Annotated in this window: 29 protein-coding genes; 16 read left to right on the top strand and 13 right to left on the bottom strand. The window is 65.8% G+C overall.

Annotated features, from left to right (window positions below; genetic code table 11):
* Positions 1-161 precede the first annotated feature (161 nt).
* Positions 162-1118 (top strand): adenylate/guanylate cyclase domain-containing protein, encoded by a 957-nt coding sequence (locus BCM27_RS13590; protein WP_039865688.1) that lies wholly within the window; start codon positions 162-164, stop codon positions 1116-1118.
* 246 nt (positions 1119-1364) lie between these two features.
* Positions 1365-1667 carry a hypothetical protein gene (locus tag BCM27_RS13595; RefSeq protein WP_004018646.1) on the top strand — a complete coding sequence of 101 codons (303 nt, stop codon included), beginning with the start codon at positions 1365-1367 and terminating at the stop codon, positions 1665-1667.
* A 156-nt stretch (positions 1668-1823) separates the two neighbouring features.
* Here BCM27_RS13595 and BCM27_RS13600 read toward each other — a convergent pair whose 3' ends face one another.
* The 6 genes from BCM27_RS13600 to BCM27_RS13625 all read right to left on the bottom strand — a co-directional run bounded on the left by BCM27_RS13600 (position 1824) and on the right by BCM27_RS13625 (position 6413).
* The gene (locus BCM27_RS13600; RefSeq protein ID WP_004018647.1) at positions 1824-2051 is read right to left on the bottom strand and encodes a carboxymuconolactone decarboxylase family protein; all 228 of its coding nucleotides are present in this window, start codon (positions 2049-2051) and stop codon (positions 1824-1826) included.
* A gap of 21 nt (positions 2052-2072) precedes the next feature.
* On the bottom strand, positions 2073-2345 hold the full coding sequence (locus BCM27_RS26260) for a hypothetical protein (RefSeq protein WP_033204881.1): 273 nt from the start codon (positions 2343-2345) through the stop codon (positions 2073-2075).
* Between the two features lie 174 nt (positions 2346-2519).
* The gene (locus tag BCM27_RS13610; RefSeq protein ID WP_033204917.1) at positions 2520-3413 is read right to left on the bottom strand and encodes an SGNH/GDSL hydrolase family protein; all 894 of its coding nucleotides are present in this window, start codon (positions 3411-3413) and stop codon (positions 2520-2522) included.
* Positions 3414-3568: 155 nt separating this feature from the next.
* On the bottom strand, positions 3569-3949 hold the full coding sequence (locus BCM27_RS13615) for an SRPBCC family protein (RefSeq protein ID WP_004018650.1): 381 nt from the start codon (positions 3947-3949) through the stop codon (positions 3569-3571).
* Between the two features lie 314 nt (positions 3950-4263).
* Entirely contained in the window at positions 4264-5169 is a 906-nt protein-coding gene (sigJ, locus tag BCM27_RS13620) for an RNA polymerase sigma factor SigJ (RefSeq protein WP_033204918.1), read from the bottom strand.
* A gap of 29 nt (positions 5170-5198) precedes the next feature.
* Positions 5199-6413, bottom strand: coding sequence for an NAD(P)/FAD-dependent oxidoreductase (locus BCM27_RS13625; RefSeq protein WP_033204919.1), 1215 nt, complete (start codon positions 6411-6413; stop codon positions 5199-5201).
* A 184-nt stretch (positions 6414-6597) separates the two neighbouring features.
* On the opposite strand from BCM27_RS13625, the gene BCM27_RS26315 reads away from it, so the two are divergent.
* Positions 6598-6945 carry a DUF3500 domain-containing protein gene (locus BCM27_RS26315; protein ID WP_373278269.1) on the top strand — a complete coding sequence of 116 codons (348 nt, stop codon included), beginning with the start codon at positions 6598-6600 and terminating at the stop codon, positions 6943-6945.
* Positions 6875-7264: a DUF3500 domain-containing protein gene (locus BCM27_RS26320; protein ID WP_373278270.1), complete on the top strand. Its 390-nt coding sequence runs from the start codon at positions 6875-6877 to the stop codon at positions 7262-7264. The genes BCM27_RS26315 and BCM27_RS26320 overlap by 71 nt, the downstream gene beginning before the upstream one ends.
* Here the strand turns inward: BCM27_RS26320 and BCM27_RS13635 are convergent.
* Positions 7236-8072 (bottom strand): DUF4436 family protein, encoded by an 837-nt coding sequence (locus BCM27_RS13635; protein ID WP_004018654.1) that lies wholly within the window; start codon positions 8070-8072, stop codon positions 7236-7238. The genes BCM27_RS26320 and BCM27_RS13635 overlap by 29 nt on opposite strands.
* A 239-nt stretch (positions 8073-8311) precedes the next feature.
* On the opposite strand from BCM27_RS13635, the gene BCM27_RS13640 reads away from it, so the two are divergent.
* Positions 8312-8614 carry a hypothetical protein gene (locus BCM27_RS13640; protein ID WP_004018655.1) on the top strand — a complete coding sequence of 101 codons (303 nt, stop codon included), beginning with the start codon at positions 8312-8314 and terminating at the stop codon, positions 8612-8614.
* A 212-nt stretch (positions 8615-8826) separates the two neighbouring features.
* Here BCM27_RS13640 and BCM27_RS13645 read toward each other — a convergent pair whose 3' ends face one another.
* Complete coding sequence (locus BCM27_RS13645; RefSeq protein WP_239450597.1) at positions 8827-9270, bottom strand: DUF1801 domain-containing protein; 444 nt, start codon at positions 9268-9270, stop codon at positions 8827-8829.
* Positions 9271-9449: 179 nt separating this feature from the next.
* Here BCM27_RS13645 and BCM27_RS13650 point away from each other — a divergent pair, with 179 nt between their 5' ends.
* Positions 9450-9929 carry a DoxX family protein gene (locus BCM27_RS13650; protein ID WP_004018657.1) on the top strand — a complete coding sequence of 160 codons (480 nt, stop codon included), beginning with the start codon at positions 9450-9452 and terminating at the stop codon, positions 9927-9929.
* Between the two features lie 177 nt (positions 9930-10106).
* On the top strand, positions 10107-10547 hold the full coding sequence (locus tag BCM27_RS13655; protein ID WP_004018658.1) for an SRPBCC family protein: 441 nt from the start codon (positions 10107-10109) through the stop codon (positions 10545-10547).
* Between the two features lie 63 nt (positions 10548-10610).
* Here BCM27_RS13655 and BCM27_RS13660 read toward each other — a convergent pair whose 3' ends face one another.
* Complete coding sequence (locus BCM27_RS13660) at positions 10611-11498, bottom strand: DUF5996 family protein (RefSeq protein ID WP_004018659.1); 888 nt, start codon at positions 11496-11498, stop codon at positions 10611-10613.
* A gap of 193 nt (positions 11499-11691) precedes the next feature.
* On the opposite strand from BCM27_RS13660, the gene BCM27_RS13665 reads away from it, so the two are divergent.
* A complete protein-coding gene (locus BCM27_RS13665; RefSeq protein ID WP_004018660.1) occupies positions 11692-12039 on the top strand; it encodes a hypothetical protein in 348 nt (115 codons plus the stop codon).
* Between the two features lie 72 nt (positions 12040-12111).
* Here BCM27_RS13665 and BCM27_RS13670 read toward each other — a convergent pair whose 3' ends face one another.
* Positions 12112-12714: a TetR/AcrR family transcriptional regulator gene (locus BCM27_RS13670; RefSeq protein WP_004018661.1), complete on the bottom strand. Its 603-nt coding sequence runs from the start codon at positions 12712-12714 to the stop codon at positions 12112-12114.
* A gap of 145 nt (positions 12715-12859) precedes the next feature.
* Between BCM27_RS13670 and BCM27_RS13675 the strand changes: the two genes are divergently transcribed.
* From BCM27_RS13675 to BCM27_RS13685, 3 genes are all read left to right on the top strand, one after another.
* A complete protein-coding gene (locus tag BCM27_RS13675; protein ID WP_004018662.1) occupies positions 12860-13720 on the top strand; it encodes an SDR family NAD(P)-dependent oxidoreductase in 861 nt (286 codons plus the stop codon).
* A 137-nt stretch (positions 13721-13857) separates the two neighbouring features.
* Entirely contained in the window at positions 13858-14697 is an 840-nt protein-coding gene (locus tag BCM27_RS13680) for a PE-PPE domain-containing protein (RefSeq protein WP_004018663.1), read from the top strand.
* Positions 14698-14802: 105 nt separating this feature from the next.
* Positions 14803-15336 (top strand): hypothetical protein, encoded by a 534-nt coding sequence (locus BCM27_RS13685; RefSeq protein ID WP_004018664.1) that lies wholly within the window; start codon positions 14803-14805, stop codon positions 15334-15336.
* Between the two features lie 128 nt (positions 15337-15464).
* Here the strand turns inward: BCM27_RS13685 and BCM27_RS13690 are convergent, their stop codons facing one another.
* Positions 15465-15914, bottom strand: a complete 450-nt coding sequence (locus BCM27_RS13690; RefSeq protein WP_004018665.1) for a GNAT family N-acetyltransferase — start codon at positions 15912-15914, stop codon at positions 15465-15467.
* A gap of 168 nt (positions 15915-16082) precedes the next feature.
* Here BCM27_RS13690 and BCM27_RS13695 point away from each other — a divergent pair, with 168 nt between their 5' ends.
* Positions 16083-16376: a hypothetical protein gene (locus BCM27_RS13695; protein WP_004018666.1), complete on the top strand. Its 294-nt coding sequence runs from the start codon at positions 16083-16085 to the stop codon at positions 16374-16376.
* A gap of 15 nt (positions 16377-16391) precedes the next feature.
* Here BCM27_RS13695 and BCM27_RS13700 read toward each other — a convergent pair whose 3' ends face one another.
* Complete coding sequence (locus BCM27_RS13700) at positions 16392-16907, bottom strand: MarR family winged helix-turn-helix transcriptional regulator (RefSeq protein WP_004018667.1); 516 nt, start codon at positions 16905-16907, stop codon at positions 16392-16394.
* Between the two features lie 42 nt (positions 16908-16949).
* On the opposite strand from BCM27_RS13700, the gene BCM27_RS13705 reads away from it, so the two are divergent.
* Positions 16950-19091 carry an MMPL family transporter gene (locus BCM27_RS13705; protein ID WP_033204888.1) on the top strand — a complete coding sequence of 714 codons (2142 nt, stop codon included), beginning with the start codon at positions 16950-16952 and terminating at the stop codon, positions 19089-19091.
* 78 nt (positions 19092-19169) lie between these two features.
* Here the strand turns inward: BCM27_RS13705 and BCM27_RS13710 are convergent, their stop codons facing one another.
* Positions 19170-20342 carry an acetyl-CoA C-acyltransferase gene (locus BCM27_RS13710; RefSeq protein WP_004018670.1) on the bottom strand — a complete coding sequence of 391 codons (1173 nt, stop codon included), beginning with the start codon at positions 20340-20342 and terminating at the stop codon, positions 19170-19172.
* A gap of 124 nt (positions 20343-20466) precedes the next feature.
* Here BCM27_RS13710 and BCM27_RS13715 point away from each other — a divergent pair, with 124 nt between their 5' ends.
* The 3 genes from BCM27_RS13715 (at position 20467) to BCM27_RS13725 (ending at position 22409) form a co-directional block, all read left to right on the top strand.
* The gene (locus BCM27_RS13715) at positions 20467-20970 is read left to right on the top strand and encodes a winged helix-turn-helix transcriptional regulator (RefSeq protein WP_004018671.1); all 504 of its coding nucleotides are present in this window, start codon (positions 20467-20469) and stop codon (positions 20968-20970) included.
* Positions 20967-21473, top strand: coding sequence for a putative immunity protein (locus BCM27_RS13720; protein ID WP_004018672.1), 507 nt, complete (start codon positions 20967-20969; stop codon positions 21471-21473). Before BCM27_RS13715 ends, BCM27_RS13720 begins: the two co-directional genes overlap by 4 nt.
* 189 nt (positions 21474-21662) lie before the next feature.
* Positions 21663-22409 carry an MBL fold metallo-hydrolase gene (locus tag BCM27_RS13725; RefSeq protein ID WP_004018673.1) on the top strand — a complete coding sequence of 249 codons (747 nt, stop codon included), beginning with the start codon at positions 21663-21665 and terminating at the stop codon, positions 22407-22409.
* Positions 22410-22479 lie beyond the last annotated feature (70 nt).

Raw genomic sequence — 22479 nt, forward strand, 5'->3', positions numbered from 1 at the left:
TGCATCAGGCCAGCCGCCCCCCACTGTCGGATGACGGCGAGACGCAGGTACAGGTCGCTGTGGTCGAAGACGGGCCGGATGACGCCCGCGGTGCGGGCACGGTGTCACCGAGGACGCGGCGGTGTCAGTCTCGCGATGAGCGGGGCCACTAGACTCAAGGCGTGACCGGAGCCGACGACTCGACACGTGACCGCGACCGCGACGGTCTCCCGGATGATCCCGGTCCGACTGACGACGATGCGACATCCGCCGCGGACGGCCCGGACGAACCCTCCGCAGCGAACGATAGGACCGGTGGGTCGACCCGTCGTCGGGGCGAGCGGCTTCCCGTCCGACGCGACGATCCCGACCGTCCCGGACCCGGGCGCCGGATGGCCGACCTGCTGGCCCGCACCGACTCCAGCGTCGGGGTCGTCAAGGCGGCTCGCGCCGCACGAGATCTGATCCCGCACAACGAGAACCCGATCACCGGGCCGCGTGCATCCGACCGCGTGGCACGCCTCATCAGCGAGTCCCGGCCCGAGAAACCCAGTGCCATACGAGAGCTCGGCCTCGCATCGGTCCAGGTGTGGCAGGCGTTGGTGACCACACGACGTCGTCGATCCGATCGCACCCCAGTCCCCGCCACCATCTTGTTCACCGATCTCGTCGGATTCTCGACGTGGGCCCTGCATGCCGGAGACGACCAGGTCCTCCGACTCCTGCGCGACGTCAACGACGTCACCGAGAACATCGTGCGCAGCCGCGGCGGACGCATCGTCAAACATCTCGGCGACGGGACGATGGCCGTGTTCGTCGACGGTGTCGAGGCGATCGAGGCAGGTCACGAGGTGATCGTCGCCGTGAGTGCCCTGACGGTCGGGGGCTACCGGCCACAGCTGCGAGCCGGTCTCCACACCGGCGAACCGCGGGCGGTCGGTGACGATTTCCTCGGTGTCGATGTGAACGTCGCCGCTCGGGTCGCGGCAGCCGCGGGAGCCGGCGAGCTGTTGGCCAGCGGAGCGACCGTCGAGGCCGCCGGCGCCGATCGGTATGCCACTCGTCGCCGGCGATTCCGCGCCAAGGGGGTACCGCGCGACATCGAGGTGTTCGCCGTCGTGCCCCGCTACTCCGACTGATCGAACCCCGACCTCATGAAGGTCCGACAGTCGAATCCTTAGGTCGCGACCAACGAGCCTTACGTCAGACAGCGCCGAGAACCGTTCTCCCCCAACTTCATCGAGGTGCCAAATAGTCACCTCATGTCAACTACCGTTAGACGGAGCCCGCCAGCGGTACGAGGCCACCCCACCACGTCCTGTTGGCGACGGCCTGGACGGTCAATACTTCCCGTCCAGTCGATGGCGACGGATAGAATGTGGGCTGTGCTGCTAGCTGAGGCCGGACTGTCCGAATGTGCGCGCGATGCTGCGTGCAGCGCGGACTTCAACCGGCCGTTCTACTTCGCCTTCGCGATGCTCGTCCTGTTTTCCGTCTGGAGCACTCTGGCGATGTTTGCAACAGTCGACGTCATCAGTCGTCATCTCGGCCTGCGACGCAGCGTGACATGGCTTGGCGTCGTGTGGGTCGTTCCGATCGTCGGCGCGGCCACGTGGCGGTTGAGCCGGTCGCGATGGCTGAATCGTCAGTGGCGCGGCGACGGTTCTGTCAGCTCGACGTCCGTCTGAGCCGGCCCAAGCTACGACGGGACCTCATCGCCGCCCCGCCTCGATTGCAACTGTAAACACAATCGCGTCGCCCGCAGCCAGTACGTCAGACGCGCACCGGCCCGCGTTCAGAAACCATCCCGCGAGGAGCTGGACCGTTGGACGGTTCCCATGCCCTTAGGGCGCCACGGGATAGTGGCTCGCGATGGCGATCCGGTTCCACCCGTTGATCGCCACGGCAAGCCATGTGACGGCAGCCACCTGCTGTGGCGACAACGCTTGCTCGACGTCTATTGCCGGCGGGGCGGCAGTGTGCTCGTCACCAATTCGGGTGACTTGCTCTGCCAGCGTGAGAGCCGCCTGCTCTTCGCTGGTGAAGTACTGAGACTCCCACCATGCAGGCAAGACCGCGAGCCTATCGGCGGTCTACCCCTTCTGGATCGCATCTCTGGTGTGCATCCGTAGATCATCCGGTGCGGGCTGGTCGGTGAGCAGCGTCCACCGCAGATCGGTACCACTGCGCCCGCCGCTCAGATCGAAGACCACCTGAGCGTCCGGCCGTTTCGTCCACAACGACGACCACACCACCCGCGTGGGCCGCGCCGACTCGAGGACAGTGGGCGCAACCTCGTCGTCAAGCAGGTGGAGCCACGGCCGTGACGGCTGCCTGTTCGGGCTCACGAGATCGTCGAAGATCACATGCGGTGGCGCCGGCTGGTTCTTCTCTTTCGACGCAACAGTTTCCACACGGCAAGCCTCGCAACGACTCACGGGGCGTTGCAACCGCTTTATCCGGGGAGCGTGGATACAAGGGTCGGTGAGGCCACCGGTATTGAAGGCAGCGATGATCACCTTGACTCGCAGCGGAGGTCCTCAGCGCAGCGCGGCCACGACCTGATCGGCCATCGCCTGCTGGCCACGAACGTTGGCGTGCATCGCCGGGAAGCTGACGGCTCCCAACGTCGGCTCCACCCATCGCCGATCGCCCGCGCAGGCATCGTGACCGGCGGAGACCTTGGTCATGTCGACAAAGGTCGCGTGAGTGGTCGCGGCGGCTCGGCGCATGGCGTCGTTGAGAGCCGCAAAAGCCCGGTGCAGATATGCGGTGTCTCCGGGTGCCGTGAGCAGCGACGCCGAGCAGAGCACACTACCGGCGGCCGGGAAGATCTGCGGATACCCGACGAGCATGACGCGGGCGCGCGGCGCGGCGCGGTCGATGTCACGCAAAGCGTTCACCAGGGCGGGGTAGGTCGAGGAATTGATCTTGTCCACCAACGAGGTACCGAACTCATCGCGGCACGGGGCGGCCGACAGCGGCGCGGACATCCAGGCCTGCTGGCAGGCCGAGGTCGAGTCGTTGAACAGACCGTTGTTGTTCGCGCCGATCGTCAGAGTGACCAAACGGGTGGCCGGTCCCAGCGCGTTGATCTGCGGTCCCTGCCATCGGTATTGCGATTGGGTCAGGTGCTCGGTCGTCGCACCCGAGCAACTGACATCGGCGACCGGGGTCCCGCGTCGCTTGGCGACCAGGCTGGAGTAGTTGACCAGCGAGTTCGAGCAGAAGGTTGCCGCCCGCGTCGCCTGAGGGAACACTGCTGCGCCCGCGCTGTAGCTGTCACCGAGATTCACGTACGGGTACCCGTCCGCTGCATGAGCCCCGCCGGCCTGGGCGAGTCCGCCGACGAGGGCGACGGCGGTGGCCACCGCGGCCACCACGGTTCGGATGCTGAGGCGTCGGCGAGGGCTGCGGCCGTACGACAAAGGCATTCGATAGCTCCGGATCATGGTGCTCGAGTTACTCAAGTTACTGATGGTGCTTATGATACTAACACTATCGGGTCGACGAACCCGCCTCGTCTGCGCGTGGTCAGAGTGCGGCGACCAACAGTGCCGGGAAGAGCAGTGATCACCGACCGGAAACGTCAGTCCCCCAGTCCTGAAGCGATCCGTTCGATCCGTGGCAATGCGATTGCCAGTACCGGCAGATAGGCCACCGCCCAGGCCGGCGCGCCGAAGCTGAGAACGCAGCCACCCGCCACCGGGATCACCTCGTGTCGTGTCGCGTTCACGCCGGCCACCTTCCAGGCCCACGACCGTCCATCGACGAACTCGGTGATCTCAAAGGGCAGGGGCACCCCCGCGATGGTCGTGATCGTGCCGCGTGTCCCCGACGCCAACTCGACGTCACCATCCACACGTGCGCCGACGACCGTGGGCCCCCATGACGGCCAGGCCTGCACATCGGTGATCGTGGCCCACACCGCCTCCGGGGGCAGGTTCGTCCGCAAGTCGGTGGTGGGCATGCCACGCCGCAACCCAACTCGAACTCTCAGCGCCGACCGCAGCGGGGTGTGAGTCACCGAACGTTCGACCCCTCGGAGAGGCACTCCCAGGTCCGCTCATCAGCTCGTGGCATTCCCACCCATCCCGGTTGATCCGGAATACCGTGGCCGAACGCGTTTCGCATCATCGACCCATCGTCGCAGAAGGATCCCGGCCTGGCACCCATGGACCTGATCCCGCGACAGCACACCATCGGTGGATACAGCAGTCGAGCCCGCCGTGGTCCAGCTTTGTCGAACCGTGCAGGTGGGAATGGACATGACCCGGCCAGACCTCACCGTGCGATGGTTCGCGGCTCCTCGACCGCAGCGAGCTTGTCCGGATTGCGCATTGCGTAGATCTGTTCGATCACGCCGTCGACAATGTGGAACGTGAAGACGCCCTGCAGCTTTCCGTCGAAGTACACGATCATGCCCGGTTCGTGATTGAGCAGGGCCACCTCGGCACGATAGTCGTCGATCGTCGTCCCCAACCGTGCGAAGCCGGCGAGCAGGCGTGCCACCGGCAACGAGCCCTGAATGGGCCGCTTCACCGCCGTGGCCTTTCCGTCGCTGTCGGCGATGAACACGACGTCGGGTGAGAGCAGCGCGATGAGCGACTCGATCTGCCCCGACTGCGCGGCGTCGAGGAACTCCTCGACAACCGCTCTGGCCCGTTGCGCGTCGACCGGGTCGAAACGGGGCCGCCGTGACTCGACATGCGACCGGGCGCGGTGCGCGATCTGGCGCACCGTGGCCGGAGGTTTCGAGACCATCGACCCGATCTCGGTGTAGGAGAAGCCGAAGACCTCGCGCCACACGAACACCGCACGCTCGTCGGGACTCAGCGACTCCAGCACCACCAGCATCGCCGTGGACACCGACTCGGCGAGTACGACGTCGTCGGCGAGGTCACGATCGTCGAGCAGGATCGGCTCCGGAAGCCACGGGCCGACGTACTCCTCACGACGCCGCGAGCGAGACCGCAGCGCATTGAGCGCCTGGCGTGTGACGATCTTCGCGAGGTAGGCCTTCGGATCGACCACATTGGCGTCATCGACCTCCGCCCACCTCAGGTAGCTCTCCTGCAGGACGTCGTCCGCGTCGGCCGCGGACCCGACGATCTCGTACGCGACGGTGAACAGCAGCGGCCGGAGGTCGGCGAACCGAGCTGCGCGACGGTCGGATTCGCCGTGTGCCATGGACACCCCCTTCTCCGTCCGTTCGCTGGTCATCGCCCTGCCGGTTCAGGCTCGACGGCCGTTGCCTTCGCGCCGCTGAACCAGCTGAACCTACCGGGTCGCGCGGCCTCACGCCGGATGTTCGCCACGGTCTGACGGCAGACCAACTCCTTGGTCAAGGCCGCGAGGCGACCTGTCACCACGGCACGCGTCGGCGCATCGTCACGGCGCGTGAACTGCAGAGTGGCCGCGTGTCGGCCGATGCTGGCACACTGCGCGACGAAGCCCTGATCGACGACGGTCGGCTGCTCACCGTCGATCCTCGCAAGCACCGCGTCAGCGGCCTGAGCGCCCAGCGGCTCGGCGGCCTGGCAGCTCATCCGCAACGAGATCCCCTCGACCGCAACCGCATCACCGGCGCCGACCACCCGATCGTCGTCGATGCTGCCCAGCGGTACGTCGGCGCGGAGACGGCCGATCTCGTCGGTCGCCAGGCCGCTGGCGGCTGCGAGTTCCGGAGCCTCGAAGCCGGTGGCGAGAATCGTTGCCGTGCTGGGAAGTACGGTGTGTTCGCCGTCGAGAGCGACGGTGACGGTCCGCTCCCCTATCTCGACCACGCGTCCCTGATCCACGACATCGACACCGAGTCGGTGCAGCTGCTTCTCCGTGGCGCGCCGGGCCCGGCCGCCCACCGAGGTCGCGATCCCTCCGCCGCCGACCAGCCGGACGTCGTGTCCGCTCTCGGCGAGTTCTGCCGCGACTTCGATCCCGGTGAGCCCCCCCACCGATGACAGTGACCGTCTCTGCGCCCCCAGACTCCCGACGCGTTCCCGGATGCGTTGTGCACTCGCCCAATCGGCGATGAACAGAGCATGTTCCGCTGCACCTGCGATGTCCGGGGTGCGGTGCCGGCTCCCGATCGCGTAGATCAGGTAGTCGTAGTCGAGGTGTGCGCCCGACGCCAGATGAACCCGACGCCCGCCGGTGTCGATGAGCGTGGCGGTGTCGACGACAACGCGAATGTCGTCGGCGAGCATGCCGTCGAGTCCGACCTGGGGATCGCCGGTCCCCGATGCGAACTGGTGAAGCCGGATGCGCTGCACGAAGAACGGCTGCGGGTTCACGATCGTGACGTCGACGGAGGGGCTGCGCCGAAGCCTGTTGGCCGCCATCGCGCCGGCGTAGCCCGCGCCGAGGACGACCACGCGTGGCCGTTGCGCGTCGACCCGCTCGTCGTCGATCCGTGTGATGCCGGTGGTGTTCATGATCCTGCCTTTCGTCGATGTTCGAAGTGCTCTCACCCCCAAGACACCGACGGCATCGGGAATGTGACAGCCGTCGACCGCGACATCGACCTCTGCGTCGTCTGCGGCCACCACCCAGGACGCGGCCGCGACCGCTGCGACGATCACGTCGTCCGTTCAAGCGGCTCAGGCGTTCCTGACCACCCTGACCGACGAACAGCGTGAGCAGGTCACCTACGACTACGACGACGAAACCAAGACGACGTCATGGTCGAACTTTCCGGTCACCCTCGTCGACCGCGCGGGCGTGAATCTCGCCGATCTGAGCGATGAACAGCGGACCGCCGCACTGAGAGTTCTCGATGCACTGCTGAGCGACGAGGGGTACGCCACAGTCACCGGAATCATGGGCGGCGACGAGTACCTTCACAAGAAGCAGTTCGACCGAGGACTCCCTCGGTCAGTGCACCGAGGTTCAACAGATCGCGGCATCTCTCGACGAGACCTACGTCAACTGGTCCGGAGCCACCACCTACGACATGACCCAGGGTGACGGAATCTACTTCCAGATCTCCGGCCCCGATGTAGCCATCGAGTTCGCCGCGCAGCAAGGTTCGGCCGGCGCCGATGTCGTCACGACGTCGGGCTGGGGACACGTCCACACGATCTACCGTGACCCGACTGGCGACTACGCCGGCAGCGTCACCCAGCAGGCCGCCGCCGGATTGGGTTCGGGCGGTCCCGGCGGCAGCCAGCCTCCCGTCGGTGCAGGACCTGCCCGGGGCTACCCCGAGCCGCCGGCATCCGGATCGACATCGGCCCGAAGATTCGGGTGGTTCCTGCTCACGGAGCCTGCTTCCACCACGCGATGACATACAGCGCGAGCGATGCGACGAGCCCGCCGAGGACCCAGAGCACCACCGAGTAGTCGACCCACGACCCGAACGGAGGCGATCCGGGGAAGATGTTGCGCAGCGGGAGCACGGCGAACAGCATCACCGCGAACCAGGTGACCATCGGGGGTTGAAATGCCTTGCGACGCCGCACGGTTTGAATGGAGACGAAGAGAGTGCAGATCGGTAAGACGACCAGCATCACGCACAACGCGAGATCGAACGTCAGGGATCCGGCCGTCCTCGACGACGTGATCGTGAACGCCTGCCCACCGGCGTAGTCGCTGTCGGCCGCTCCGACGTGCCAGCCGATCAGTGAGTCGGTGACAGCGACCTCCGTCGGCAATTCCACGTCACCCGGGCCGTACGCCTGGACGGTGACCGAATCCGACACGTAGCTGTCGAATGGCCACAGTCGGATGTCACCATCGCTGTACATCGTCACCGGGAGGGTGCCCGGCCGCGTACCCGCAGAGAACTTGAGTTCGGTCGACGAGGTCAGCGGTGAGACGTCGATCGTCACATCCTCGTCGAGGTCACCACGCGCATCGAGCAGATCGTCCCCGGCATAGACCGTGATGTGACCGCCGATTTCGAAGGCGCCACCGTTCACGGCGTCGACGTCGACGTACACGAGTACCCCGTTCGCCGCGGGTTTCCGTGTGTCCGAATCATCGCCGGAATCGCCGGCGGCATAGACCGCCAGAACGGCGACGTACAGAATCAACAGACCGACAACGATCGCCAGACCCTTGACCCACGCCTTGTGCTCACCGGCTTGCGCCATCCGCCAGCCTCCACGATCGTCGTCGTTCGGCGGCCGCGGATCAGGCGCCGGTTGGCGGTGAGTGTATCGGCAACTCTCATGAGCCGACGATCGATCCGGAAACGTCCGCCGTGGTGGCGTCGAGATGCTGCCATTCTGTGCCCATGTGTCCCATGCCGACCAGATCACGCCCACCGTGGGTCCCGGCCGACCGATACTGATCCCGCCCAGATCACCTTCACCGAACGCGAGGAGAACCGATGTCGATCAGCGAGCCCGCGGGTGGCCGCGGCACATTCTTCGGCGACCCGATATCGATCGATGAGCGCACCACGATGATCCCCGTGTCGCGCAGCGGGTTCCGCGGTCGACCGGTTGCGATCGGCGCCTATACGGTGACCGATGGCGCGACGACCTGGACCCCGGCAGTCGACGGCGGCCGGGTAGCCCTCATCGGGGTGATCACCGGCCTCGTCGCAGCAGCACTGGGATCAGCCGCGGTCCTGCGGCAACCGCCTTGGCCTCGCATGACCATCGAACAAGGCCGTCGCCCCGGCCACTGATCACCGACGAGCTTCGTTCGACACGAGTTCGACTTCGGCGCACCGACGTTCGACCACCACGTCATCCGCCCGCGAAAACCGTGCGGCCCCTTGCCCAGGTCCGCCACAGCAGCCAGATCGTGAACCCGTTCGTCAGCACGAAGCCGACGAAAGGTAGCGACGAACGTATTTCGGGTCCGTGTCATCTGCTCACCCGCAAGTCGGTGTACGCCTCAACCCTCGTGGGTTGCACGCGTCCCCGCCAGAGATCGCTCGAGAAGCGTTCGCAACACCGCACGATCCACGTCGTCGAGGCGGGTCAGATGCAGGCACGACTTTCCTACACGATTCTTTCCGAGCGTCTCGACGAGATCTGGCCACCGGGTCGCGAAATCGCTCACCAGGTAGATGGTGTGATTCTTGGGCCCTGTTGCGAAGGCGAGTTCGGGTGCCCGGCCGCAGTGTCCGCTGGCGTACCGGTACTCGTATTCGCCGAAGCCGACCATCCGGCCGGCCCACACCACGGGCTCCCTCCCGGTGACCTCCGACAACAACGAGAGCAGTTCGTCGGCCTCACCTCGACGCGGACCAACCGCCCGGTCGAGTGCTTCCCCGATCGGTACCGCCGAGGGACTCATCGTCGGCGCTGGGCCTCGGGCACGCTTGTTGTCGTTCACGGCAACCACTTCCAGTTCGATCGTCAGCGAATCGACTGTCCATCACTCCCCTCCGTCGGAGCGACCTCCCCCGTGAATCGACGATTCGCCCGGTCATCCCACCGGACCACGAGCGTAACCCCTGTGATGTGAGTCGCTACCCAGATCGTAAAGCGGCACGCCCGTGCAATAGTTAGGCAATGCTTGCCTTAACTGAGAGTGCCGGTCCGTGGTTGATCGGCGTCTATCGCATGGTCATCGGTTTCCTTTTCTTCTGTCATGGGACGACAACGCTGTGGGGGTGGCCGATCGAACCGTACGGTGGCGCGACTGCGGAGTTCGGCGCTTGGCCATCCTGGTGGGCCGCCGCGATCCAAGTGGTCGGCGGTTTGCTGATCATGATCGGCGTGGGAACCCGGGTTGCCGCCTTCGTCAGCGTGGGAAGCATGGCAGTCGCATATTTCTGGAAGCACCAGGGCGATGGCCTACTGCCGGTTCAAAACGACGGCGAGTCCTCGGCGCTCTTCTGCTGGGCGCTCCTGATCCTGGTCGTGATCGGGCCCGGAAAGCTGGCTGTGCAGCCTGTGCTCGATCGTCTACGCGGTCGAGCGATACCCGCGAACACGACTGGCTCGGGCACTGTTCCACAGGCACCCGAGCCATCCATGGCTCAGCACTGAGACGCGGACCCAACAGCTACGGCCTGCAACGGTTCCGGTGTGACCGCTTGCGCACCTCCGCGGCTGCGGGTGCCGATGAGTTCTGACCATCCCGAGGGTCTGCCTCGGTGCGGACGATGTCGTCCGCACCGAGGCACCGATGTCCGCGGACGTCGACGACCAGAAGGAAGGTTCACGATGACCGACACCACCGGGGCTACCCTCACCTACACTTTCGCCGCTTCACCCGACGCCGTCTTCGACGCGTGGACGACACCTGAGCTCTTCGCGACCTGGTTCGGAGGCGGAGCGAACGAGGTGCCCGTCGACTCGGTCACGCTCGACGCCCGCCCCGGAGGCACCTGGACGGCAACGATGATCGTCAGCGACGACATGCCCGAATTCCACTGGCGCGGCGAGTACATCGAGGTTCATCGACCGACCAGGCTCGTCCTGACGATGACCGACGAACCCGGGGACGCGCGTGAACGCCTCACCGCCGACTTTCTCGCCGTCGACGCCGGCACCGAGGTCCGATTCGGTCAGACGGGCGGGAACCTCACGGACGAGCAGTACGAGTACGCCGCCGCCGGATGGCGCGCGGCGTTCGAGACGCTGGACGCATTGTTGGGCGAGTAACCGGGCGCCGTCAGGACTCGGTCGACGACGCCGAGGTCCGAGCAACTCCGGGACCGGTCGCGCTCACTCCCAGCCGGCGGTCTCGGCCGCCGCCTGGTGGGTTTGGCGAAGGAATTTCAGCACCACGGCGTCCGGATCCGGCGCTTGGCGAACGAGGTGATACGGCAGGACGTACTCCCCCAGCGCGGCATCCCAGTGGGCCGGGGCCTCCACCGCAGGGTGGGTGTCGTATCCCTCGGGATGCGGATACGCGTAGGCGTAGAAGGCACCTTCCTCGGCGCCTCCCGGCCAGTATCCCGCGCTCGACACCTCGTCGCTGTAAGCCTCGTGCATGACCCAGTCGGGACAGTTCGGAACCCCGCCGGGATGCTGCGGCGCGCTTCGCCCCGAGAAACGAGTGACCGCCAGATCGAAAGCACCCCAGAAGAAATGCACAGGCGACGACTTACCCCTGAACTCACCACGGAACGTCGACAACACCCGCTGAGCGCTGACGAGCGACCACCAGAACCTCGTAATGGCTTGCGGGTCGTAGGACGAGTGGACCGTGTCCTCTGCGAACGGGGTGGCGTCAGGCAGTTCGACGGGGGTCCCGACGATGTCGATGTCGAAACCGAGGTCGGTCAGGTGGCCGGTGTATTCGGCGTAGAAGTCGGCCACCGTCCGCGGTTCGAGCTTCATCCGACGAGTGGATCCGTCGGTGACCAGGAAGACCAACTCGTGGTCCACGAAATCGAAGCGGATCTCGAGCCCGCGAGTTCCGACGGCCATCAGCGACGTGGTGAGTCCACGCCCGTCGACATACAGCGGTACCCCCCACCAGTGATTGATCTCGGGACCGAGAGCGAGACGCGTCTTACCGACGATCTGGGTCCACAACTGCACCGTGTCCCTGGTGTCGCTCCACGAATCAACCGGTAGCGCGGGCCAGGCCTCGTATTGGGTTTCCATGACTCCATGATCCCGAACGCGTCAACTCGACGAGCGCTCCGCAAGACGCGGCGGGATCGGTGATCGTCCTCCTCGGTCCGCCGACGTCGCCTCATGCCTGTGGAGACCCGGCGCGTGTCGATCGTCAAACCCCATACCCTGTCGACATCGAAGCGCCCGTCAACTCGGTGCGCTACACCGTGAGGAGGACAAGGTGCCGCGCATAACCCTTGGTGCGATTCTCGTTCTGGTCGCGATCGGAAGCACGATGATCGTCGCCCTGCTCGGGGCACCCGACTGGTTGATCGTCGTCGTACTCACCGGACTCTGCGTGTCCGCCCTTGTGCTTCCCACGGCGATCCGAGAATTCAGGCCGGATCCGCAGCGCGCTGCCGACCGGCCAGATTTCGAGGATTCCGAGAGTCCCCGTCCGACTCCGGCGCACCAACGCCGGAGTGTCCAGGGTTCCGATTCGTCCTCGAGTTGGTTCGGCTTCGACGGCGGGTGGTCGGGTGACGGCAGTTCCGACTCAGCGGGCGGCAGCTCGAGTGGCGGCGAGTGACTGACGGTGAGTCAGATTCAGCACGACGTCGAGTTCGCTGATGGCCGGTGAGGTGTCGGGGACCGAAGTACTTCAGCGAGGGTGCTGGATCGCCTCGACCAACTGCCGGCAGTGACGGGTGACCTCGGCGGCGGTCAGGTCATGATGCTCTGTCCACCAGTCGATCACCGCGGACACGACGCTGAACCAGCATGCGAGCAACAGCGAATGTGTCTCTGACGACATCGGACCAGCCCGCACCGACAGGACCTCGGCCACCCCTTGTGAACCCAGGGCGTTGAGCGCCTGCTGGTAGTGGCGCGTTCGGTCATGTGCGGCGCTCGGCTTGGGCGGGGTGAAATCGTAGAGCACCCGCCATTTCTCGGTACCGCCGTCGAGCGCCTCGACGATCGCTGTCAATGTCGCCAGAGCGCGCAGGTGGGCCCCCTGCACCTGTTGCGCAGCGGTCACCGCCTCGACGAGTTGCTCCCCCGCCCGCTGAACGCACGCCGCGTGCAGACCATCGCGCGACCCGAAGTAGGTGTAGATCAACGGCTTCGAGATACCTGCCGTCGCCGCTATGTCGACCAGGGAGGCGTTTGCGTAACCGCGTTCGGCGAACTCCGCCGTCGCGACATCGATGATCTGTTGCTCCCGCACCGCACGGGGCACACCTTTTGTTCCCGCGAGCGTCAATCACTTCTCCTCCCGTCACGTGACGATGAGCTGCCGCACCCTCGTTGACTTGAGAGTAAATTACCGTAGAGTCAACGCCGCTGTCACGTCGTCGGCATGGGTGCGCGATGGTCGACTCGGCACCGTGAACAGAGAAGGAGATCCGATGAGCAGGATCGGCACCGAGCTGCAAGCGGTTCTCGGCAGGAGCGTCGGGATGGCGCTACAACGCCGCACCCTGCTGCCCCGCGTGGTTTCCGAGGCGATCGCCGGTGACGGGCGCGATGTCCAGGGGCTGACGGTGGTGGTGACCGGCGCATCGGCAGGGATCGGGCGGGAATCGGTGCGGCAGCTCACCGCCCGCGGCGCGCACGTGATAGCCGTCGCACGACGCCGACAGGAACTGATCGAACTGTCCGAGGAGACAGGTTGTGACCACACACTCTGCGACCTCTCCGACGAGATGTCGACCGCGGCGTTGATCGACGAACTTCGCAGTGAACCGATCGACGTGCTGGTCAACAACGCAGGCCATTCGATCCGTCGGACGATCCTCGACTCCACCGACCGGCTCCACGACTACCAGCGCACCATGCGTCTCAACTACCTCGCCCCCGTTCAACTGTCGCTCGGCCTGTTGCCGGACATGGTCGACCGTCGGTCAGGACATATCGTCAACGTGTGCACGTGGGGCATCATGGCGAACACCTTTCCCAGGTTCTCTGCATACGCCGCGTCGAAGAGTGCGCTGGCCATCTTCGGCCGTAGCCTCAACGCAGAGAATCCCCATCCACAGATTCGGGCCACGAACGTCTACTTCCCCCTCGTGCGAACCGAGATGATCGCTCCCACAGCCGCTTACGACAACACTCCGGCACTCACCGTCGAGGAAGCCGGGCGGTGGATCGTCCGCGCGATCACCCATCGTCCGACCTCGGTGGCGCCGGCAGCTGTACGCACGCTGCTGCCCGTCATCGACTATCTCGCACCGACGGCCGCCGACAGGGCGATTGCATCGCTCACCTGACGGCCCGTCGTCAACGGTTCACGGGTGCTCCACGTAGCGGAGATTCGTTCACATACGGACCGCCGTCCCTATTTCTGATCGTCCTGCGGCCATTTATCCATGTGATAGACAGTGTCGAGACCGTGAGGCGGCAATCGATGACGAAGCGATATCTGCGGACCATTCTTGTGCTCATTCTGGCGGCCGGGATCGGACAATGGTCACCGGTCGCCGGTGCAGTCCCGGATCCGGGCGGCGCGACCGTCCTGACGCTCGACCCTGCGTTCCGTTCCCTGCCGATGAATTGGCTGCGCGGCGAGTTGTTCGCATCACCGAATCGCGTCGTGAAGGTGCCCTACAACAACTTCCCCGGCGCGACGAACACCCACCGCGGGCGGGACAAGCTCAACGAGATGCTGCACGAGATCCCGGGCCGGAAGATCGTAGTGGGTCACAGTCAGGGTGCGCAGGTTCAAGACGATTGGCTGCGCACCTATGGGCCCACGAGCGACATCGACCCCGCGACAGTGATGTTCGTACTCACCGGTGATCTCGAATCCAAATACAACGGATGCGCCAATCAAGGCGGCTGCCGAGCAGACTATGGCGGAAACAACTTTCCCGACAACACCCGATACACCGTCAAGATCGTTGCGAGGCAGTACGACTACTGGGCCGACGCACCCAACCGCGATCTGATGACCGACGCCGCTCGTCGAAACCACAGCGCGTCGAATTCTGTTGGCGGACAGGGTGAAGGCCGTCCCGTGCACAACGACTACAGCATGATCGGACTCCACGATCCGGCCAACAAGACCTTCGTCGAGGGCAATGCCACGTACATCCTCGGGTCTCCGGCCACCTACTATCTGCCGATGGTCACCCAGATGTGGACCACTGCAGCCCGCAAGGCGACCGAGGACGCCCGGCTCCGCCCAGAGGTCGAGAAGGCCTACGACCGGCCGATGGGGGCGCCACCGGCAACCTCGGGTACCTGAACCGCTCCTCGTGTCGCGAGAATCAGGCGGAAACCGAGCTCGAAACGGACGCCGACATCTACCATCAGGTGCACCAACCGGACGATGTGGTGAAAGAGGACCGGCATGAAAAAGACTCTGAATTCTCTGTCAGAGAGCGAATATCTCCTCGTCCGGGAGACCAAGAAGTCGCAGATGGCCGGGCTCGACGAGGACGGTTTGATCGACCTCCACTCCCGCATCCGGCGCGCTCGGAACAAACACGTCACCTTGTACCGACGAGCTGGGGCCGAGAAGGTCAAGGCCAAAGGCGGGCGCGGGAGCGCCAAGGCAGCGAATGTCCGGAACGCCGCCAAAGCGGAGGTGTTCGAGGACGCCCTGAGCCGGGTGAGTAGGCGATTGGCCCGGGTTTCCCGCGACGCGGCCCTCGAGCTGAAGGCCGAGCGATTGGCACGCGCACGGACCGAGAACCCGGCACCATCCACGGACGGCGGCAAGCCCCGCAAGAACAAGAACGACAGCAAGGGCAAGGTCGCCTCGTCGGGACGAATCCGTACCGACGACACCCGCGACTCGCCAGGCCGCAAGAAGTACGAGGCGTCGACCATCGCGGCCGGCGCACGCCGCCAAACCAAGAAGGACCGCCGACACGACTCCTGACCCCGGCGGCAAACGTCGGCCCGGCCCGTCGCAGCGCTCAGCGAGGACCGATTCGCGACCCATGTGCCCGCGGACGGACGCAGTCTCGACCAGATGGTCGAACACATCGGAAACAGCGCGCAGTGTCGCTATGGAACCGCGCGGCGGCGCAGGTGTAGAAGCGGGAACGGCCGGCCATCCGAGTCGACCGGCGAACGCCCCACCTGGTCGAAACCTCTGCGCCGATAGAATTCCACGGCACCCGGATTCTGCTCGTTGACGTCGAGCTCGTCGATGCCCACGCGTTCCACCGCATGATCGAGCAGCACCGTGCCGATGCCCCGGCCGTGGGCGGCAGAATCGACGAACAGCATCTCGAGCCGGTTGTCGGCTGTCCCGCTGAAGCCGACGATGACTCCACCGACCTCAGCGACGACCAATTCCACCGCGGGGAAGAAATCCCGCGCGAGTCGACTGGCAAGGCCGTCGATGTCAGCGGGAGTCAGAAAGTGGTGCGTTGCCTCGACCGCAGAGCGCCACACGGCCACCAGTCGGTCCGTGTCCGCGCCGTCGGCCTGTCGGAGCCTCACCTCAGCCATACGTCATCAAGGGGGATCTCGGTCCACGGGTCGATGAATGCACGCCCGGCACAGTAGTAGGCACGGGTCCCGATGGACAAGGGTATTTCGATCTCGCGCAAACCCCGGCGCCGACGTCCCCGGCGGATATCGTGATCACGACACATCCGCAGGGACAAGGGGTATCACGTGCTCGAGATCCATGGTCTGTCGAATGAAACGGTCGTGCTCGACGGGGAGTGGTTCGAGAAGCTCCGGGGCGGCACCTCCAAGACGCGACTGCCGGCCGCGTCGTTCGTATCTGCCGAGGTCACGGAGACCGATCGGCGGAAAAAGTTGTTCGGCAGCGAACGGGAACAACTCCTCCAGGTGACCCTCACCTTCTCGCGTCCGCCGTTCGTCGGGCTGATGACATCGGCGGAGAACCGGGCGAAGGTCGACGCTCTCGTGGCCGGCCTCGAAGCCGCACGCGACGCGGGCTGAGTCCAGCCTCGCCCGTCATGATGATCCTGCGGTCCGATCCTGTTGCGCTCGAATCAGTTCGAGCAGCAACCGACGAAGTTGTGATTCCGATTCACCGATGGACGCGATCAGCGCCGGATCGGTTCGCTCTCGCTCGAGGAGTGCGTGATAGACCTCGGTCCCGGCCGGAGTCGAGCTCACATGTTTACGCCGCTCGTCGTCGGGGTCGACCTGCCGGCGTACATAACCCATGCGTTCGAGTCGTTCGATGGTGCGGCTCGCCGTCTGATCCGTCACCCGCGCCTTCCTGGCGATCTCCCGCTGAGTGGCAGGCCCCGTACTCACCACATGCAGAACGACGAGTCCGGCGCTGGAGATGTCGTACTCCCGCAGCACCGCCTCCCACGCGTGTTCGACCATTCTCGCCGCCGCTGACAGCAGCCGACCCGTCGGCCAGCCGTCCATCCCGTCGTTCCTGTTGTTCACCGCGTCCTGCCGATTCTCTACGTCACACTCCACAGACTTGCAATTGTTCAGCCTGCTGAACATCATGGTGCTGTCCCGAGTCAGCCGCAACCAACGAACGGAAGCTCCGTGAACCCACCCACTCCTGCTCGACGAGTCAGTCGTTTGCGATGGATTCTGCCAGCCCTGTTGGTCATCGGATGGCTGGCCCTGGGCTCCGTCGGCGGGCCGTTCGCCGGAAAACTCGGCGACGTGCAGGCGAACGACAACACCTCGTTCTTGCCCGCCTCTGCGGAGGCCACCGAGGTCTCCCGCCTCGAAGCCGACTTCGTCGACTCGTCCGAGATCCCCGCCGTGGTCGTCGCCGAACGTACCAGCGGCATCACCGACGCCGACCTCGCCTACGTGTCCGACGCCGTGAGCAAGGTGGCCGGTACCGACGGCATCTCCGAGCGCACGTCGCCACCGATCCGCTCTCAGGACGGCCAGGCGATCCAGATGATCGTGCCCGTCGACTCCTCGGGCGAGGTCTCGGAAAGCGTCGAGGCCCTGCGCACCGAACTCGCGAACGGCCCTCCCCAGGGGTTGTCGGTGTACGTGACCGGACCGGCGGGTACCGCGGGTGACCTCACCACCGCGTTCGGCGGCATCGACGGACTGCTGCTGCTGGTTGCCGGCGCGGTCGTCATCCTCATCCTCATCGTGGTGTATCGCAGTCCGATCCTTCCGTTCGTCGTGATCGTCTCCGCCGTCTTCGCGCTCGGGCTCGCGAGCCTCCTGGTCTACGTGCTCGCATCGAACGACGTGCTGACGCTGAACGGCCAGAGCCAGGGCATCCTCTTCATCTTGGTCTTCGGCGCGGCAACGGACTACGCGCTTCTACTGGTGTCGCGGTACCGAGAAGAATTACGACTCACGGCCGACAAGTACGACGCGATGAGGGCGGCGTGGCGCGCGACCCTCGAACCGGTCGCGGCCTCCGCCGGTACGGTAATCGCCGGCGTGCTGTGTCTGTTGCTGTCGGACCTGAATTCCAACCGCGGACTCGGCCCGGTTGCGGCGATCGGTATCGCGGCCTCCTTCCTGGCCTCGATGACCTTCCTCCCCGCAGCTCTGACCCTGTTGGGACGCAGCGCCTTCTGGCCGAAGCGGCCGGTCACCGAACCCGAGGCCGCGCAGCGTGACGACAGCAGCAACCACCGGTTCTGGGGCGCCCTGGCGAACCGCATCGGGCGACACCCCCGCCGTTTCTGGGTGGCCACCACGTTGCTGCTCGTCTTGTTCGCACTGTTCCTCCCCCAGTTCAAGGCCGACGGGGTCGCGCAGTCCGACACCTTCCTCCTGAAGGTGGAATCGCAGGAGGGCCAGGAGGTTCTCTCCGCCCACTTCGACGCCGGAGACGGATCGCCTGCGGTCATCATCGCCAACGGGGCATCGCTCCAGCAGGTCCAGAGCGCGGCGACCGGCGTCGACGGTGTCGCCGAGGTCGCCCCGGTCACCGATCCCAGTGGCGCACCCAAGACCGTCGATGGACGGGTCGCACTGCAGGCGACCCTGACCGACCCGGCGGATTCACTGGCCGCCGAGGAGACCATCGAACGCCTTCGCGACTCAGTCGGGAACGTGAACGGCGCCGATGCACTCGTCGGCGGCCCGACGGCTGTCGACCTCGACACGAAGACAACCGCCATCCACGACCGAAATCTGATAATCCCGATCGTCAGCATCGTGGTGCTGCTCATCCTGTGCGCACTGCTCCGCGCGATCGTCGCGCCGATCCTCCTGATGGCCACCGTCATCTTGAGTTTCGCGGCGACATTGGGAATCTCGTCGATCGTGTTCAACCACATCCTCGGGTTCCCCGGTGCCGACCCGGTCGTACCGCTGTTCGCGTTCGTGTTCCTGGTGGCCCTGGGCATCGACTACAACATCTTCCTGATGACCCGTGTTCGCGAGGAGGCTCTCCAGATAGGCACGCGCCGAGGCGTTCTCCGCGGACTGACCGTGACCGGCGGAGTCATCACGTCCGCCGGCGTGGTCCTCGCCGCGACGTTCTCCGCCCTGGCGGTCATTCCGCTGATCTTCTTGGCGCAGATCGCGTTCATCGTCGCCTTCGGCGTCCTCCTCGACGCGCTCATCGTCCGGACGCTCCTGGTCCCGGCGCTGGTCTACGACATCGGCCGACCGGTGTGGTGGCCCAGTGCGCTGGCCAAGAAGGAGGACGTGCCGGAAGAGGAGGAACTCGTCGAGGCAGGCTCGACCGAGCGATAGAACACCTCCGATAACCAGGTCGAACGGTCCCGGCTTCCTTCGAAGCCGGGACCGTTCGCGCGTCGCATGCCTTCCGGGTCAGCCGAGTCGTTCGTAGATGGTCGCATTCGCGAGTCCGCCTGCCTCACACATGGTCTGCAGGAGGTAGCGACCCCCGCGTTGTTCGAGGGCGTTGAGTCCGGTGGTCGCGAGGCGGGCACCACTGGCACCCAGCGGATGACCGAGCGCGATCGCACCGCCGTTGACGTTGACCTTGTCGACGTCCACACCGAACTCCCGAGACCACGCCAGCACCACTGGCGCGAAGGCCTCGTTCACCTCGAACAGGTCGATGTCCTCGATACGCAGTCCACTGCGCGACAGCGCCTTTCGGGTCGCCGGGATGATACCGGTGAGCATCAGCAGCGGATCGTCGCCGGCGACTGCGATGGTGTGTACCCGGGCGCGCGGGCGCACACCGAGTTCGGCGGCCTTCTCGTCGCTCATGAGCAGCACCGCCGAGGATCCGTCGCTGATCTGGCTCGCGCTCGCGGCGGTGATCTCCCAGCCGATCTCGGGGAATCGGCGTGCGATCGTCACGTCGAAATAGGCGGGCTCCAACCGCGCCAGATCATCGAGACTGCCTCCGAGACGGATTCCCTCGTCCGACGTCAGGCCAGCAAGAACAGCGAGCTCGTCGTCGAAGAGTCCGTTCTTGGTCGCGGTGGCGGCCAGATCGTGCGACCGCAGCGAGAATTCGTCGATCTCACGACGCGAGATGTTCCATCGGGCTGCGATCAGTTCGGCCGAGATGCCCTGCCCGACGAGCCCCTCCGGGTAACGCTCCTCGAACGCCCGCCCGTTCAGATCGGCGGTGCCGGCCGCGGCCGAGCCCATCGGTATCCGGGACATCGATTCGACCCCCGCCGCGACCGCGACATCGTAGGTGCCCGCGATGATGCCCTGCGCGGCGAAAGCGATCGCCTGCTGACCACTACCGCACTGGCGGTCGACAGACACCCCCGGCACCGATTCGGGATAGCCCGCGGCGAGGAGCGCCCGCCGCGCGAGGTTGAAGCTCTGCTCCCCCACTTGGCTGACGACTCCGGTGATCACATCGTCCACGCGTCCGGGCTCAACACCCGAGCGGTCCACGATCGCGCGCAGGCTGTGCGCGAGGAGGTCGACAGGGTGGACGTCGTGCAAGGCGCCGGTGGGCTTGCCCTTCCCGATGGGCGTACGAACGGCGTCGACGATGACCGCTGATCTCATGACTGATCCTCCATCAGTGCGCGGGCCGGAACAGGCGCCGGCCCGGATACCGGCTGACTTTTGTCTGCCATAGTCAGGACTACGCTCTGACTATGGTTCTGTCAAGTCAGGGTAGAGTGGGGTCATGATGCACCTGAAGGGACCGCTCGCCGAGCGCGACAGCTGGGAGGCGAGCGGCTGCTCGATCGCCAAGGCGATCGACCTGGTGGGGACCCGGTCCGCGATCCTCATCTTGCGCGAGGCCTTCTACGGCGCAACCCGGTTCGATCAGTTCAGTCGCCGTGTCGGGATCACCGACGCGGTCGCGTCGAGCCGCCTCCGAGAACTCACCGAGGCCGGGATCTTCACCAAGGTGCCCTACCGCGAAGCCGGTCAGCGGGAACGGTTCGAGTATCAGCTCACCGACAAGGGCCGCGACCTCTTTCCGGTGGTGATGTCGTTGATGCAGTGGGGTAACGACCATCTCCAACCCGGCGGTGCGCCACTCACCGTGACCGACACGGAGCAGGCCCCCGTTCGGGTCGGGGTCGTCCCCGAACACACTGCCCTGCTCTCACCCGAGGACGTCGAGGTGCGAGTCGCCCGGCGCACCCGCCCGGTCCCGCTCCGACCGGAGCGGTCGGAATGATCCTGCCCACGATCTTCGATCCTCGCCTGGTCACCATCCGTCGTGGCGGGACGCTGACCGACGCCGATCATCACTCCCTTGCGCTCTGGGCAGCGACATGCGCCGAGCACGTCCTCCCCCTGTTCGAGTCGGCCCGTCCCGAGGACGCGCGACCCCGCGAAGCCATTGCCGCCGTCCGCGCGTGGACCCGGGGCGAGCTGGCGATGATGGCGTCGCGGGCCGCTGGCGGACATGCCATGGGTGCCGCACGCGACCTGCGTGGTGCACCGCGCTTCGCCGCATACGCCGCCGGGCAGGCGGCGGTGACGGCCCACGTCGCATCGCACGATCTGGGCGCCGCGGCCTACGCGATCAAGGCGGTGCGAGCGGAGCACGGGACCGATGCGGGCAAGCTCGAATGCGCTTGGCAGCGTGAACAACTCCCGGACCGGCTGCGCGAGCTGGTACTCGACGACCAGCGTGCCCGGAATGACCTGTGCTGGTTGGCCTTCTCCGTCGACTGACACCGGTACCGATGTCCGCGATTGGCTTTCTGTGCGGCAACACTGATAGTGTCGTAATCACGCTCACGCGGTGCTGTAACCCGCATGTCGAGCCAGAGGCCGGGGTGATTACAGAAACCCCCGGTCTTGTCCAAACTTCCACGGTCGTGCCACGGTTTGCGGCTGCCCCCAGCGGGTATGCGCCCGAGCATGACCTTCCATCGCGACGTCGTACCAGGCATTCACTGGCTGGAACACGCGCACACGAATCAGTACATCGTCGAGGACCGAGACCGGCTGGTCCTCGTCGACTGCGGACTCCCCCGGTCGTATCAACCCCTCGTCCGGGCCATCCGCGAACTAGGCCGGGACACCGACGCCGTCTCCGATCTGATCATCACCCATGGCCACTTCGACCACGTGGGCACGGCGCGCCGTCTGGCGCGCGAATGGCGGATACCGGTCCACGTTCACCGTGACGATGCCTGGCTGGCATCGCACCCCTACCGTTATGCACATCAAAACGCCACCAGATTCGGAGTGCCCCTTCGTCATCCGCGGTCTCTGTCCCTACTCGGGCGGATGGCGGTGGCGGGCGCGTTCACAGTCCGCGGCGTCGATCACATGGACGTGACGAGCTTCGGCGACGCCGCGGTACTCCCCGGCGGCGCGCAGGTGATACCCACCCCGGGCCACACGTACGGCCATGTGTCACTTCACTTCCCGCTACGTGATGCGGTGATCGCCGGCGATGCCCTGGTGACTCTCGATCCCTACACCGCGGCTACCGGCCCCCGCATGATCGCCGGGTCCGCGACCGCCGACCTCGGTCGCAACCGAACGTCGCTCGATGCCCTGGCAGCGACGGAGGCGAAGTCCCTCCTTCCCGGTCATGGGGTGCCGTGGCATCACGGAGTGGACGTCGCGGTGGCCCGGGCGCGCGAGACCAGCGGCTGACCCAGCAGACAGACGTGAGGGCGGGCCGACGCGTGTCGCGTCGCCCCGCCCTCACGGCTTGGTGGCGTCC

Source organism: Gordonia terrae, from assembly GCF_001698225.1.
Classification (GTDB): Bacteria; Actinomycetota; Actinomycetes; order Mycobacteriales; family Mycobacteriaceae; genus Gordonia; species Gordonia terrae.